We start from the raw sequence: 13,420 nt of genomic DNA, 5'->3' as shown, positions 1-13,420 counted from the left end.
TTACTCGGTTCGGTTCCAACCCGACCCCATGCGAGTGGTTCGAGGGCGCGCACCCGGACGAGACGCCAACACCGCCGTCACCCGCGACCTCCTGGAGTGGGTGCGGGCCAACAACGAGCCGGCGGTGCGCGTGTGGCCGCCCGGCCGCGTCGTCGCGTTCGGTCGCCGGGACGCGAACGAGGACAGCTACGCGGACGCCGTCGCGGCTGCCCGCGATCGCGAGTTCCCCACCGTGGAGCGCAGCGTCGGCGGGCGCGCGGTGGCGTACACGGAGTCCACGCTGGCGTTCGCGCGCATCACGCCGGCCGAGGACATGCGCACCGGGCTGGACGCGCGATACGACGCGATGGTGGGGGATATCATCGACGCGCTGCACGCCGTCGGGGCGACGGGAGCCAGGCCGGGCGAGCCGGCGGCGTCGTTCTGCCCGGGCGATCACTCCGTGCAGGCGGACTGCGGGAAGCTCGCGGGGGTCGCCCAGCGCGTCACCCGGGGCGCGGCGCTCACGTCGGGCGTGCTCGTGGTCGACGACCGACGGGTGATCGCGAACGTGCTCGACGCGGTGTACGGCGCGCTCGGCGCGCCGTTCGATCCCGAGTCGGTGGGCAGCGTGCGGGCCGCCGGCGGCGACCCCGCGGACGCTCGGGACGCCGTCGAGCGCGCGCTCGTCGGCGACCACGATCCCACGGTCGACGCAGTCCACAGCACTTAGGCTGGGCGGCGGCGAGTCCACAGTATGCGAGTCATCCGGGACGCAGTGCTGGCCGACGGGCGCGTCAGGGACATCCGACTGGACGGCGAGCGCATCGACGCCGTCGGGACCGCCCTCGACGGCGAACTGTTCGTGGACGCGAACGCGGACTATCGGGTGCTGCCGGGGATGATCGACGCGCACGTGCACTTCCGGCAGCCGGGCTTCGAGCACAAGGAGACGTGGGCCAGTGGGTCGCGGAGTGCGGCCGCTGGCGGCGTGACGACCGTCGTCGACCAACCGAACACCGCCCCGCCGACGGTGACCGGCGACGCCGTCGACGAGAAGGCGGCCCACGCCGCCGCCGACAGCGTCGTGGACTGGGGCGTCAACGGCGGGGTCACCGGAGAGTGGGATCCGGCGTCGCTGTTCGACCGGTCGCTGTTCGCGCTCGGGGAGGTGTTCCTCGCGGACTCCACGGGCGACATGGGGATCGACGCCGCGTTGTTCCGGGACGCCTGCCAGCGGGCGGCCAGCGAGGACGTCGTCGTCACCGTCCACGCGGAGGACGCCGACCGGTTCGACACCGCGGCGAAATCACGGAGTGACGCCGACGCGTGGAGTGCGTACCGGACGCCCGAGGCAGAGGCCGCCGCCGTCGAGCGCGCGGTCGAAGTCGGGACCGAGGCGGGCGCGACGATCCACATCGCGCACACGTCGACACCCGAAGGCGTGGACGCCGCGGCGGCCGGCGGCGCGACCTGCGAGGCGACCCCCCACCACCTCTTCCTCTCCCGTGACGACCTCGACGACCTCGGGACGTTCGGCCGCATGAACCCGCCGCTGCGAAGCGACCCCCGCCGCGAGGCGCTGTTCGAGCGGCTCGCCGACGGCCGCATCGACGTGGTGGCGACCGACCACGCCCCCCACACCCGCGCGGAGAAAGCCGCCGACATCTGGGACGCCCCCTCGGGTGTGCCAGGCGTCGAAACGGCGCTCCCGCTGTTGTTGGGGGCTGCCCACCGCGGTGAGCTGAGCTACGAACGCGTGCGTGACGTGACGGCCGCGAACCCCGCGGACGTCTTCGGCCTGGAGCGGAAGGGCCACATCGCGGCCGGCCGTGACGCCGACCTCGTGCTTGTCGATCCCGACGATGCACGGGAGATTCACGGCGACGACCTGCACTCGAACTGCGAGTGGACGCCCTTCGAGGGACACGTCGGCGTGTTCCCCGCGATGACGCTGGTCCGTGGGACGACCGTCTGGGACGGCGACACGGTGTCGGCGTTCGACGGTCGGAACGTCCGTCAGTAGCCGCTCAGACGCCGTAGGGCGCGCCCGCGATCGCTGCCCCGACCATCCCGCCAGCGCCGAACGCGATCACCAGCGCCATCGCCTGCCGCCCGCTCTCGGCGGTCCAGGTGTCGGAGACGCCGAGTTCGCGCGAGAACCCCTCGACGGCGTCCCCGGACAGCAGCACGCCCGACCACCCGATGAGACCGACGGCGAACGGGAGGGCGGCAAGCGGGAACGCGACGCCGCTCGCCTGCCGGGGGCTCACCCCGACGCCGAAGTGGAGCGCGTAGAACAGCGCGAACGCCGTGACAGCGCCGTAGCCGGCGGCCCGCGCGAACAGCCCCCAGTCGCGGCCCGCCGCCTCGACGCCCGCCTGTGACATCTCAGTCGACCGCCTCCCGCATCCGGGGGTCCAAGGCGTCACGCATGCCGTCCCCGAGGAGGTTGAATCCGAGCACGAGGATCGCGAGGAACAGCCCCGGGAACAACGACATCCACCACTTCCCGGTCAGGAGGCCGTTTGTCACGCCGTTCGAGAGCATCAGCCCCCACGACGGCATTCCGGGGGCCGCGCCGAACCCGAGAAACGACAGCGCCGCGAAGTCGATGATGGCCAGCCCGTAGTTCAGCGTCGACTGCACGGTCACGGGCGCCAGCGTGTTCGGGAACACGTGCCTGGCGAGCACTCGGGCGTCGGTCGCGCCGAGGGCTTCGGTGGCTTCGATGTACTCGTCTTCGAGCACTTTCAGCGCCGCCCCCCTGACGACGCGCGCGAACCGCGGCGTGTACACGAGCGTCAACGCGATGACGACCTTCCAGAGGCCGGCACCGAAGATGGCGACCAGCGCCAGCGCCAACAGCAACGACGGGAACGCCAACAGCACGTCCATCGTGCGCATGATGACGTTGTCCGTGAGGTCGCTGTAGTACGCCGCGATGATGCCGAGCGCCACGCCCAAGAACGTCGACGCCGCGACCGTGACGGTGCCGTACTTGATCGCGATCCAGGCCCCGTAGAGCGTGCGCTTGAAGATGTCGCGGCCGGCGGCGTCCGTGCCGAAGAGGTGTTGGGTGGCACCGCCGGAGCCGGCCCAACCGGGGGCCAACCGGTCCCCGACGGTGCCGAGGTTGGACGCGCGCAGCGCGCTCAGGTCGTAGGAAACCCGCGCGATGATCGCGACGGCGAGCATCCCCAGAATGATCGTCAGCCCGATGATTGCGAGCCGATTCGACAGCAGGTTCGAGAGGAACTGCGACGACCGCAGCCGGTCGAGCAGCGACCGGTCGGCGAGCGCGCCGTCGTCCGTGGATTGGTCGGTGTTCGTGCTCATGTGTCGTTATTGCTGGATGCGGGGGTCGAGGTAGCTGTACGTGACGTCGACGAGCAGGTTCACGAGCGTGAACAGCAACGCGAACGTCAACACTGTGCCCTGGACGAGCGGGTAGTCGTTGGCGTTGATCGCGCTGACGAGGATCGTGCCGATGCCCTCGATCCCGAAGACGGTTTCCGTGAGGACGGCCCCGCCGAGGAGGCTGCCGAACTGGATGCCGATGACCGTGATCACCGGCACCAGGGCGTTCCGGAAGCCGTGTTTCATGATCGTGATCTTCGAGCCTTGGCCTTTCGCGCGCGCCGTCCGCATGTAGTCCTGGCGCACGACTTCCAGCATCGACGACCGCATCATCCGGGAGATGAGCGCCATCGAGTAGATGCCGATGGTCGCCGCCGGCAGGACCAGATGCATGACCGCCGACACCCACGCCGAGACGTTCCCCAACAGGAGCGTGTCAACGGTGAGCATGCCGGTCAGCGGGAGCGTGACACCGAACAGCGACCAGGAGTCCGCCAGGAAGATCGTGGACTCGATGCGGCCGGACGCCGGGAACACCCCCAGGAACGTCGAGAACGCCAGGATCAACAGCGGACCCGACCAGTAGATCGGCACCGAGATCCCGGAGAGCGCGCCGATGCGACCGAAGTGGTCGGTGAGCGTGTCCTGTTCGACCGCCGAGATCACGCCCAGCGGGATGCCCAGCAGGATGCCGATGGCCTGCCCGTAGAGCGCGAGCTCGAGGGTGACCGGGATCTTGTCCGCGAGCACGCTGCGGACGGCGGTGCCCTGTGCGACCGAGTACGACTGTCCGAAGTCGAACTGGGCGGCGTCGACGAGGAACCGAGCGTACTGGACGTAGACGGGGTCGTTCAGCCCGAGTTCCTGGCGGAGTTGGATGACCTGCTGTTGGGGGGCGCGCTGCCCCAGGATGACCCGCGCGGGGTCGCCGGACGCCAAATGCAGGATCACGAAGACGAACGTCGCCACGCCGAACAACACCGGCACGAGCAACAGCAGCCGTTTCAAGATGAAGCGCTTGGAAGCCATGGATGAAGCGTGTCAGATGAGTGGCGTCAGTGTGTCAGTCGGCCGCCCGGGGCGCGGTCACGCCAGCTCGACGCGGTCGAGGAACGGCCCGCCGACCGACGTCGGCGTGTACGACTCCGCGACGACCGCCTCGTTGACGCCGCGAATGAGGTCGGCGTAGTCGAGATACACCCAGGGCGCCTGATCGTGGGCGATCTGTGAGGCCTGATGGTAATACTGCTGGCGGGCGGCGTCGTCGTAGGTCCGTTGGCCCTTGTCGACGAACTCCATGTAGTCGGTGTCGACCCACGCGGAGACGTTCGAGACGTTGTTCTTGTCCTCCCAGGCGATGTAGTTCTGGTCGGCCGGGACGTCGTCGATGTCCGTGCCGGGATGCAACAACACGTACATGAAGTTGTCCGGGTCGGCGTTGTCGGTGTACCAGCCGCTCAGGCAGGCGTCGTGGCGGCCGTCGTACGTGTACTCCAGGTACGCGCTGAACTGCGAGAACTGATTGATCTCGACGTCCACGCCGATCTCGGCGAGGTCGGATTTCACCTGGGTCGCGGTCTGGATCGGGTTGGGGTTGTAGCCCCGCGGGTTCGAGAACGTCGCAAGCTCGAAGGACAGATCGGTGACGCCGGCGTCCGCGAGCATCGACTCGGCCTGCTGGGGGTCGTGGGGGTACGAGTCGATGTCGTCGTTGTGCCCCAACACGTCCGGCGGAAGGGGCTGGTTGGCGGACGCGGCGAACCCCTGGTAGATCGAATCGACGATCTCGTCGCGGTTGATCGCCATGGAGATGGCGCGCTTGACCAGTGGGTCGCGGAACGCCGGTTTGCGGTCGTGGTTGAACGCCATGTAGCCGACGTTGATGCCGTTTTTCTGCCGGACGGTCGCCGAGTCCGCGGACGAGACCTTCTGGATGGACTGGGCGTCGAGGTTGTCCGTGATGTGGGCGTCACCGTTGATCAGCCCCTGGGCGCGGGTCTGGTTGGAGCCGGTGGTTTTGAAGATGACCGCGCTGACGCTTGGGGCCCCACCCCAGTAGTCGTCGAAGGCAGTGAGCCGGACGCGCTGGGTTTCGTTGTCGAGTTGGTCGAACTCGAAGGGGCCGGTGCCCACGGGGTCGGTGCCCAACTCCGGCTGGGCGTCGGCACCCAGGCTCTCGATCTGGTCGCGGGAGAGGATCGCGGCCGCGAAGATCGCGAGGTTCCGGAGGAACGGCGCGTACTGCTGGGTGAGATCGATCGTGACCTCGTAGTCGCCGGTTGCCTCGACGCTGTCGACCCAGTCGCCGAACGTGATCGAGGCGTACCCGGAGCGGTCCGACCCCAGGTAGTAGTCGTACTCGTCGTCGATGAACCGGCGGATCGTCGCCTTCACGTCGGTCGCCGTGAGGTCAGCGCCGGAGTGGAAGGTGGCGTCCTCACGGAGGGTGAGGGTGGCGGTTGTTCCATCGAGCGTCCAGTCGTCGGCGAGGCCGCTCGTGAGCTCGCCGCTGGTGCCCGGTTTGAACTGGATCAGGGTGTCGAAGATCTGGTTGGTGACTTTCGACACTTCCCCGCTGGTTGTCTGCTGGGGGTCGTAGTTCTGTGGGTGGTCACCCCGTGAGTACACGAGCTCGTCGCCACCACCGTCGCCGCCTCCCCCTGAGTCGGTGCAGCCGGCCGTCGAAGTCGCCACAACAGTCGCCGCACCGGCGGCTTTCAGGAAGCCACGGCGGCTCACGGTATCGTCTGACATACGACTGTATGGCACGATGGCGTACTTAAACATATCGGAGCGCGCCGCTCGGCGAATCACCCGACGACAGCGGACCGCGAGTTACGCCGAGCCCGCGTCGTCGTAGAGATGGCAGGCGACCGGCTGCTGGTCGCCCGAGAGCCCCGGCTCAGTGCGTTCACAGGGGCTCTCGAAGGTGGCCGCGAGCGCGTCCTCGGCGGCGTCCCAGTCGGCCCTGGCGAGCGCGTCGAACGCGGTCGCGACGACCTCGCGGGCGTCGCCACTGGGTTCCGTATCGAACTCGCGGTCCCAGAGCACGTCCACGAACGCCGCGCGGTCGGCCGCCCGCCCACCATCGGACGGCACGCCGGCGGCCGCGCCGTCGGGCGACGAGGCCGCTGCGGCGTCGGCCCAGACCGCGTCCAGTGGGATGTCGCGGTCGGCGACGGACTCCCGGAAGTCCATCACCGCGCGGAACGCGTCCTGCTCGATGTCGAGATCCGCGGGCGGGATCACCGACGGACACCGCGTCCGGAACCGGCACCCCGAGGGCGGGTCGATCGGACTGGGCACGTCGCCCTCCAGGATGATGCGGTCGTCGGTGGTCGCCAGCGGGTCCGGGTCGGGAATCGAGGAGAGCAGCGACTTCGTGTACGGGTGTTTCGGGGTCGAGAACAGCTGTGCCGTCTGCGCCGTTTCGACGATCTTGCCCAGGTACATCACGGCGATCCGGTCGCAGATGTGGCGCACGACCGAGAGGTCGTGGGCGATGAACAGGTACGTGAGATCGAACTCGTCTTGGAGGTCCTCCAGGAGGTTGAGGATCTGTGCTTGCACCGAGACGTCCAGCGCGGACACCGGCTCGTCGGCGACGATGAAATCCGGGTCGACGGCCAGTGCCCGAGCGATCCCGACGCGCTGGCGCTGCCCCCCGGAGAGTTCGTGGGGATACCGGTCGTACTGTGACGGGTCGAGACCGACGGCATCCATGAGATCGATCACGCGGTCGCGGCGCGCCTGCCGGGTGGACTGCGCGCCGGGGTTCGCGGGGAGGTCATGGATCTGGAGGGGTTCGAGAATGGTGTCCCCGATCGACTGGCGTGGGTCAAGCGACGACAACGGATCCTGAAAGATCATCTGCATGTCCGTGCGCGTCGCGCGCAGCTCGTCGTCGCCGAGGTCGGTGACGTCGTCGCCGGCGAACACCACCCTGCCGTCGGTGGGCTCCACCAACCGGAGGATCGACCGCCCGGTGGTTGATTTCCCGCAGCCGGACTCCCCGACGAGCCCGAGCGTTTCGCCCTCGTAGACGTCGAGATCGACCCCGTCGACGGCCTTCACCGGCTCCTGGTCGCCGCCCAGCACCGAGTCCAGCCAGCCGTCCGCCCGCGAGAAATGCTTCTGGAGCCCGCGCGAGGACAGCAACGGCTCCCCGTCGAACGACGCCGACGCCGCGGTGACGGCGCCGTCGTCCACGCCGTAGGCGTCGGTGTCGAACGACTCCTCGACGCATTTCGACCGGTGGGATACGTCGTCGGGCCCGTGTTCCATGTACGGGATGTCGTCGCCGACGCAGGCGTCGCTGGCCCACGGACACCGCGCCTCGAAGTGACACCCCGAGGGCAGGTCGATGAGATCCGGGACGTTCCCCTCGATGGGGTGGAGGCGGTCGGCGTCGTCGCGGGGAATCGACTCCAAGAGCGCGTACGTGTAGGGGTGGCTGGGGTTGTGGAAGATCTCCTCGACGGGCCCCTCTTCGACGATCTCGCCGGCGTACATCACGGCCACGCGATCACACGTCTCGGCGACGACGCCGAGGTCGTGGGTGATGAACAGCACGGACATCCCGAACTCGTCCTGGAGGTCGCTGATGCGGTCCAGGATCTGGGCCTGAATCGTGACGTCGAGGGCGGTCGTGGGTTCGTCGGCGATGAGCAGCCGGGGGCGACACGCCAGCGCGATGGCGATGAGCACGCGCTGGCGCATCCCGCCGGAGAACTCGTGGGGGTACTCGTCGAGGCGCGTCTCCGGCTCCGGGATGCCCACCGCGTCCAGCACGTCGACGACGTCGGCGACCACTTGCTCGTCGGTGTCGCCCCGCGAGATCGCCGCCCGGAGGCCGTTCAGCCACGAGTCAGTGGGCTGTTCGCCGTAGCGATGGAGGCGGAGGCTCTCGGCGACCTGTTCGCCGACGGTGAGCGACGGGTTCAGCGACGTCATCGGGTCCTGGAAGATCATGCCCATCTCGCCGCCGCGGAGATCCCGCATGGCGCGCTCGGGGGCGGCAGTGAGGTCGACGCGCGCATCCGTGAGTCGGACGTGCGCAGCGCCGTCCGGCCGGTCGCGGAGCACGTCCAGGGGGTCGGCGGAGGCGTCGACGTCGGGATCGTCGGTGTCCACGGTGGCGGCGGTGAAGAACACGAAGCCATCGAGGGCGTCCAGGACGGCCGCGTCCAACTCGTCGCCGATGGCCCTGGTGTCGTCGTCGGGGCCGGAGGCGTCGATTCGGTCGGCGAACTCGTGGAGTCGTGGACCGAGGCCGCCGGGGTCGGCTTCGAGGTCGGCGGCGATCCCGCGGAGCTCGCGTGGGGCCGCGTCGACGGCGTCGTCGCCACAGAGATCGGCCGCGAGCTCGCGGCACGCGGACACGACGGCGAACGGATAGGTGGCGGCCGCGTCCGCGTGGGCCGCGAGCACCCTGGCGGCGATGTCGGGGTCGGTGATCGTGACCCCGCCGCCGACAACGTCCCCCGGGTCGTCGACGAGTTGCATCGCGGACAGCGCGGTGACGCTCTTCCCGGAGCCGCTCTCCCCGACCAGTCCGACCGTTTCCCCGTCACTGATGTCCAGATCGACCCCGTCGACGGCCTTCACCGCGCCCCGGTCGGTGTCGAACTGGGTGCGGAGATTCGAGAGAGAGAGGATGTCACTCATTGGCCGCCAACTGTGTGAAGCGGAGGCATATAGCTTCCGCCAGACACCGAGACGGAAGCGTTTTGCGTGTGGGGTTTCGTCTCACACGCAGACCCACCGCCAATGCCACCACACGACACCAGCGACGCCGGCGCGTCCCCGTCGGCCGCAGCCGACCCCCCATCAAGCTGGGACGCGCTCATGGATGACATGGCCGCGATCGCCGACGACTACCGCGATCGTGGCTGGAGCGCCCACGAACTCCACCCGGGCGATATCAACGTCTCCGCGCCCACGGACGACGCCGCCGGGCGCGGCGGCATCGAGTTGCTGGTGCCGGACAACGAGTTCGAGCCCGTGGCGGCCGCATTCGACGCCGCCGACGGCTTCGACACCACGCGCGTGTTCCGCGCGGACACCAGCGGCACGGTGTTCTTCGTCGCCGCCGTGGAGGCGGCGGCCACGGAGACCGCCGTCCTGGTGCCCGCCTACTACAGTCCACCCGAACACGAGTCGTTCACGACACACCTGCGCTCGGCGGCGGGCAGCGTGCGCCTCCACGTCCGCCCGCTCGACGAGCGCCGCGTCCTCACGTTCGCACACGACGCCCCCGAGCTGTTGCTCCCCGACGGGGGCTAACCACCGTGCTCGATCGTGTGCCCGCAGTTCGGGCACTCGACGCCGTCGTGGCGGAGCGCATCACTTGCCGCGCGCACGTCGCGCATCACCGACGAGATCCGCTCCTCGGCCGCGAGCTCGTCGTCGACCGCGAGGTCGACGCCTTCGACCTCCAGGAGGAATTTCGCGACCTCCGTCACCTCGTACATCAGGTCGTCGAGTTCGTCCGCGGTGAAGAAATCACACATCGCCCCGTAGAGGAACGTCGCACCCGCTAGCTCGACTTTCTCCTCGAAGGACGCGCGCGCCTGGTTGACCGCCTGCGGGCTGTACGTGTCGGTCATGAACGACACGAGGTCCGGGAGGTTGCGTCCGATCTTCGTCATCTCGACGCCGGTCTCCGTGCGGAAGTCCGCGCACAGCCGCGCGATCGCCCACTCGCGGGCGGTGATGTACGTGCGCTCCCGGAGGAAGTCGTTGACGCGGTCGTACTGCGCGCCGTCCATCTTCGAGAAGCGGTCGTAGGTCCGCACGTCGGCGGGCGGCTCCGTGGTGTCGGACTCGCCGTCGCCGTGGTCGACGGGCACGGCCACCGGTTCGGCGTCCCACTCGTCTGGTGACGGCCGCTGATCTGGCATACTGGTCCGGGTTTGCTGTGGTTCGCGCAAAAACGTGTCGCCGTCACCGACCGGTCGGAGTGCCGAACGTTTTTGATGAGGGATGGTGACACTCACGATATGAAAGTGCTGGTCGGGATTGGGGGTGCAGACGACTCGCTGGTTGCGCTCGAAGAGAGCGTGCGCCGGGCCGTCGACACCGGGGACTCGCTGACCGTCGGTGTGGTCGCGAACCCGGAGAGCAACCGGGATCCAAGCGCGCTCGTCGACGCCGCGACCGCGGCGCTGGCCGACGCCGGGCTCCCGACGGACGTGCGGGAGCTGTCCGGCGATCCGGGGAGTGCGTTGGTCGAGGTGGCCGAATCGGAGGATTTCGACCAGATCGTGCTGGGCGGCGGGAAGCGGAGCCCGATGGGGAAGATCAAGCTCGGCCACATCGCCGAGTTCGTGTTGTTGAACTCCCGAACCTCGGTGAAGCTGGTGCGTGACGATGCCGGGTGAGCGCGTCTACCCGGAGGACGCCGCCGGCTCGTTCCCGACACCACCGCTCCGGATCACCGACAGCGACGGCCGCGAGATCACCGTGGACGCGTTCACGGGCGACGCCGACGCGGAGATCGACGCGCTCGTCGCGATGTACGACGACTTCGACCCGGAGGATCGCGCACAGGGCGTGCCGCCGGTCGGTGAGTCGCGCATCCGGGAGTGGGTTGCCAGCCTCCTCGAGCAGGACGGGTTCGACGTGGTGGCGTGGCACGGCGAGGAGATCGCGGGTCACGCCACGCTCGTCCCGGACGACGACGCGACCTACGAGCTGGCGATCTTCGTCCACCAGACCTACCAGGGCGCCGGCATCGGAACCGAGCTCATCAACGCCCTGCTGGGGCACGCGCAAGCGAGCGGCGCGGCGCTCGTGTGGCTGAGCGTGGAGCGCTGGAACCGGCCGGCGGTCGCGCTCTACGAGAAAGTCGGCTTCGAGACGGCGTCCGCCGAGAGCTTCGAGATGGAGATGGCGATCCGGCTGAACGACGACACCGGGTAGCCGGTCGGGGCGGCTCAGACGGACAACACGGGTTGGCTGGCGTACAACAGGACGTACTCGGCGGCCCGCTCTAGGACGTCCCCGGTCTCCTCGCGCATCCCCTCGCGGGGGATCACGACGAAGTCGGCGTCGATGTCGGCGGCCGCGTCGAGGATCACGCTGCCGGGGTGTTGGCGCTTGCGCGAGGTCGAAAAGCCGTACGCGATCGAGGAGTCGACGGCGACGCCGTCCGGGGCGAGGGCTGCGATCTCGTTGAGGAACGTGTTCGTGCCCGCAGCCACGTCGTCTTCGGCGACGTCACCGGTTCCGATGGCGCGGGTCACCGTCTCCCCGAGCACGTACAACGCGTGAGCGTCGGCGTCGTACCGGTCGGCGACCGTAACAGCGTACTCGGCGGCTGTGACCGAGGCGTCCGTGCCATCAACGGGGGCGAGCACGGTGTCGACGGTGAGGGGCATACGTGAGCGTGCGCCGTCGGGGTACTAAAGCGCTCCGCGTGAGGGTTTAAGATGCCCCGCGGGAAACACACGGCCATGATAGACACGGTTGTCATCGCGACCGACGGCTCGGAGAGCGTCGGGCGCGCTGTCGACGTGGCCCTGGACGTGGCGGCGCGGTTCGACGCCGCCGTCCACGCGCTCTACGTGCTGGAGGCGAGCGACGTGGAGTCGGCCCCCGACGAGGTCAGAACGGACATGCGGGACGCCCTCGAAGAGCGCGGCAAGGACGCCGTCAGCGCGGTTGCCGACCGCGCCGACGTGTCCGTGACGACCGCCGTCCGCGCGGGGCGGCCGCCCGCGGAGATCAGCCAGTACGCCCGCGACGTGGACGCCGACGCGGTCGCAACCGGCACCCGGGGCCGGCACGGCGAGAACCGGTTTCTCATCGGGAGCGTGGCCGAGCGCGTCGTTCGCACCTGCCCGGTCCCGGTGTTGACCGTTCGGCAGCTGGCGGACACCGACGCCGAGCAGACGACCGCGTAATCGCCGCCACAGCGCGCCCTAACCGCGGGGTTCTTCACCAGCCCACCCCAGGCTGGTGTATGGAAGACTGGGTCATCGACGACGAGGACCTGTCCCTGGAACGCAAGAGCCTGCTCCCCGGACGCGGGTTTTTCGTGCCCGACGACATCCACGAGGCACGGAAAGACGACGCGGTCCGCGAGCGCGTCGAGGGCGCCGACGTGATCGTGGTCGCGGACCCCGACGCCGACGGCCTGGCGTGCGCCGCCATCCTGCGGGAGGTCTACGGCGACGCCGCGCTCATCCCCGCCGGCCCCCACGAGATCGAGGACGGACTGCGGCGTGCCGTCGAGTACGGCAACGAGGACTGCCGGCTGTTCGTCTGCGACGTCTGCCCCGACCGCTTCGAGTACGTCGAGACCGAGCTCGCGGACGCCACCGAGCACGCAAGCGAGCTGCGGTGGTTCGACCACCACCAGTGGACCGCTGAGACGGCGGCCGCCGTCCGGGACGCGGGCGTCGACCTCGTGGTCGGCGACTCCGAGGAGGAATGCACCGCCGACGTCACGGTTCGCAGCCTCGACGCCGACATCCCCGAGCGCTTCCGCGAGCTCGCCGAAGTCACCCGCGACCACGACCTCTGGCTGAAAGACGACGACCGCAGCGACGACCTCGCTGACTACTCCTACTGGGCGGACACCGACGAGTACATGGACACCATCCAGGAGTACGGCGCGGACTTCCCCGACGACGTGCTGGCGTACATCGAGCAGCGCCGCGTGGAGAAACACGAACTCATCGAGCGCGCGGTCGACCGCGCGTCGATGAAGCAGATCGACGAGTGGACCGTCGGGGTCACGTACGGCCGGTGTTCGCAGAACGAGGTCGCCGAGGCGCTCCGCGAGCAAGGCGCTGACGCCGCCGTCGTCGTCAAACCCTCCGGGAGCGCGAGCATCCGCGGCACGGAGACGTTCGAGCGCGCCCACGAGGTCGCCGGGCAGGTGAACGGCGGCGGCCACCCGAAGGCCGCGGGCTGCAAGCCCGACATCTACGACGACATGCTTGACTACGCGGCCCACTGGACGAGCCAGGGCACGACCGCAAAGCAGGTCATCCTCGACGCGTTCCGCGCGCTCCCCGACGAGCCGGCCGACGCCGAGTAGCTGTCGGGGCGTTTTTCGGCGCCGCCGCCGTCC

Annotated in this window: 14 protein-coding genes; 7 read left to right on the top strand and 7 right to left on the bottom strand. The window is 69.1% G+C overall.

Annotation, left to right across the window (positions count from 1 at the left end; genetic code table 11):
- Nucleotides 1–28 precede the first annotated feature (28 nt).
- Entirely contained in the window at nucleotides 29–712 is a 684-nt protein-coding gene (locus JT689_RS11700) for a biotin/lipoate A/B protein ligase family protein (protein ID WP_205251284.1), read from the top strand.
- A 24-nt stretch (nucleotides 713–736) separates the two neighbouring features.
- Nucleotides 737–2,005: a dihydroorotase gene (locus tag JT689_RS11695; protein ID WP_010903894.1), complete on the top strand. Its 1,269-nt coding sequence runs from the start codon at nucleotides 737–739 to the stop codon at nucleotides 2,003–2,005.
- A gap of 4 nt (nucleotides 2,006–2,009) precedes the next feature.
- Here JT689_RS11695 and JT689_RS11690 read toward each other — a convergent pair whose 3' ends face one another.
- From JT689_RS11690 to JT689_RS11670, 5 genes are all read right to left on the bottom strand, one after another.
- Nucleotides 2,010–2,369 (bottom strand): hypothetical protein, encoded by a 360-nt coding sequence (locus JT689_RS11690; RefSeq protein WP_205251283.1) that lies wholly within the window; start codon nucleotides 2,367–2,369, stop codon nucleotides 2,010–2,012.
- 1 nt (nucleotide 2,370) lies between these two features.
- Complete coding sequence (locus tag JT689_RS11685; RefSeq protein ID WP_205251282.1) at nucleotides 2,371–3,318, bottom strand: ABC transporter permease; 948 nt, start codon at nucleotides 3,316–3,318, stop codon at nucleotides 2,371–2,373.
- Between the two features lie 6 nt (nucleotides 3,319–3,324).
- Complete coding sequence (locus tag JT689_RS11680; RefSeq protein WP_205251281.1) at nucleotides 3,325–4,368, bottom strand: ABC transporter permease; 1,044 nt, start codon at nucleotides 4,366–4,368, stop codon at nucleotides 3,325–3,327.
- Nucleotides 4,369–4,425: 57 nt separating this feature from the next.
- Complete coding sequence (locus tag JT689_RS11675; protein ID WP_205251280.1) at nucleotides 4,426–6,093, bottom strand: ABC transporter substrate-binding protein; 1,668 nt, start codon at nucleotides 6,091–6,093, stop codon at nucleotides 4,426–4,428.
- An 81-nt stretch (nucleotides 6,094–6,174) separates the two neighbouring features.
- Nucleotides 6,175–9,006: an ABC transporter ATP-binding protein gene (locus JT689_RS11670; RefSeq protein ID WP_205251279.1), complete on the bottom strand. Its 2,832-nt coding sequence runs from the start codon at nucleotides 9,004–9,006 to the stop codon at nucleotides 6,175–6,177.
- 102 nt (nucleotides 9,007–9,108) lie between these two features.
- Here JT689_RS11670 and JT689_RS11665 point away from each other — a divergent pair, with 102 nt between their 5' ends.
- Nucleotides 9,109–9,624 (top strand): hypothetical protein, encoded by a 516-nt coding sequence (locus tag JT689_RS11665; protein WP_205251278.1) that lies wholly within the window; start codon nucleotides 9,109–9,111, stop codon nucleotides 9,622–9,624.
- Here the strand turns inward: JT689_RS11665 and JT689_RS11660 are convergent.
- Nucleotides 9,621–10,241: a DUF5806 family protein gene (locus JT689_RS11660; RefSeq protein ID WP_010903887.1), complete on the bottom strand. Its 621-nt coding sequence runs from the start codon at nucleotides 10,239–10,241 to the stop codon at nucleotides 9,621–9,623. The genes JT689_RS11665 and JT689_RS11660 overlap by 4 nt on opposite strands.
- 99 nt (nucleotides 10,242–10,340) lie before the next feature.
- On the opposite strand from JT689_RS11660, the gene JT689_RS11655 reads away from it, so the two are divergent.
- Entirely contained in the window at nucleotides 10,341–10,721 is a 381-nt protein-coding gene (locus JT689_RS11655; protein WP_012289522.1) for a universal stress protein, read from the top strand.
- On the top strand, nucleotides 10,711–11,262 hold the full coding sequence (locus tag JT689_RS11650; RefSeq protein WP_010903885.1) for a GNAT family N-acetyltransferase: 552 nt from the start codon (nucleotides 10,711–10,713) through the stop codon (nucleotides 11,260–11,262). The genes JT689_RS11655 and JT689_RS11650 overlap by 11 nt, the downstream gene beginning before the upstream one ends.
- 14 nt (nucleotides 11,263–11,276) lie before the next feature.
- On the opposite strand, the gene JT689_RS11645 is transcribed toward JT689_RS11650, so the two are convergent.
- Complete coding sequence (locus tag JT689_RS11645) at nucleotides 11,277–11,720, bottom strand: universal stress protein (RefSeq protein WP_010903884.1); 444 nt, start codon at nucleotides 11,718–11,720, stop codon at nucleotides 11,277–11,279.
- A 75-nt stretch (nucleotides 11,721–11,795) separates the two neighbouring features.
- Here JT689_RS11645 and JT689_RS11640 point away from each other — a divergent pair, with 75 nt between their 5' ends.
- Together JT689_RS11640 and JT689_RS11635 are read left to right on the top strand one after the other, a co-directional pair.
- Nucleotides 11,796–12,245, top strand: a complete 450-nt coding sequence (locus JT689_RS11640; protein WP_012289521.1) for a universal stress protein — start codon at nucleotides 11,796–11,798, stop codon at nucleotides 12,243–12,245.
- Nucleotides 12,246–12,304: 59 nt separating this feature from the next.
- Nucleotides 12,305–13,387, top strand: a complete 1,083-nt coding sequence (locus JT689_RS11635) for a hypothetical protein (RefSeq protein ID WP_010903882.1) — start codon at nucleotides 12,305–12,307, stop codon at nucleotides 13,385–13,387.
- Nucleotides 13,388–13,420 lie beyond the last annotated feature (33 nt).

Origin of the sequence: Halobacterium sp. GSL-19 (genome assembly GCF_016917855.1) — an archaeon.
GTDB lineage: Archaea > Halobacteriota > Halobacteria > Halobacteriales > Halobacteriaceae > Halobacterium > Halobacterium salinarum.
This window is presented reverse-complemented; position numbering and strand designations above follow the sequence as displayed.

Excerpts from the sequence above, each read along its gene's own strand:
- JT689_RS11700 (WP_205251284.1), top strand. The coding sequence starts at position 29 with ATGCGAGTGGTTCGAGGGCGCGCACCCGGACGAGACGCCAACACCGCC.
- JT689_RS11695 (WP_010903894.1), top strand. The coding sequence starts at position 737 with ATGCGAGTCATCCGGGACGCAGTGCTGGCCGACGGGCGCGTCAGGGAC.
- JT689_RS11690 (WP_205251283.1), bottom strand. The coding sequence starts at position 2,369 with ATGTCACAGGCGGGCGTCGAGGCGGCGGGCCGCGACTGGGGGCTGTTC.
- JT689_RS11685 (WP_205251282.1), bottom strand. The coding sequence starts at position 3,318 with ATGAGCACGAACACCGACCAATCCACGGACGACGGCGCGCTCGCCGAC.
- JT689_RS11680 (WP_205251281.1), bottom strand. The coding sequence starts at position 4,368 with ATGGCTTCCAAGCGCTTCATCTTGAAACGGCTGCTGTTGCTCGTGCCG.
- JT689_RS11675 (WP_205251280.1), bottom strand. The coding sequence starts at position 6,093 with ATGTCAGACGATACCGTGAGCCGCCGTGGCTTCCTGAAAGCCGCCGGT.
- JT689_RS11670 (WP_205251279.1), bottom strand. The coding sequence starts at position 9,006 with ATGAGTGACATCCTCTCTCTCTCGAATCTCCGCACCCAGTTCGACACC.
- JT689_RS11665 (WP_205251278.1), top strand. The coding sequence starts at position 9,109 with ATGCCACCACACGACACCAGCGACGCCGGCGCGTCCCCGTCGGCCGCA.
- JT689_RS11660 (WP_010903887.1), bottom strand. The coding sequence starts at position 10,241 with ATGCCAGATCAGCGGCCGTCACCAGACGAGTGGGACGCCGAACCGGTG.
- JT689_RS11655 (WP_012289522.1), top strand. The coding sequence starts at position 10,341 with ATGAAAGTGCTGGTCGGGATTGGGGGTGCAGACGACTCGCTGGTTGCG.
- JT689_RS11650 (WP_010903885.1), top strand. The coding sequence starts at position 10,711 with ATGCCGGGTGAGCGCGTCTACCCGGAGGACGCCGCCGGCTCGTTCCCG.
- JT689_RS11645 (WP_010903884.1), bottom strand. The coding sequence starts at position 11,720 with ATGCCCCTCACCGTCGACACCGTGCTCGCCCCCGTTGATGGCACGGAC.
- JT689_RS11640 (WP_012289521.1), top strand. The coding sequence starts at position 11,796 with ATGATAGACACGGTTGTCATCGCGACCGACGGCTCGGAGAGCGTCGGG.
- JT689_RS11635 (WP_010903882.1), top strand. The coding sequence starts at position 12,305 with ATGGAAGACTGGGTCATCGACGACGAGGACCTGTCCCTGGAACGCAAG.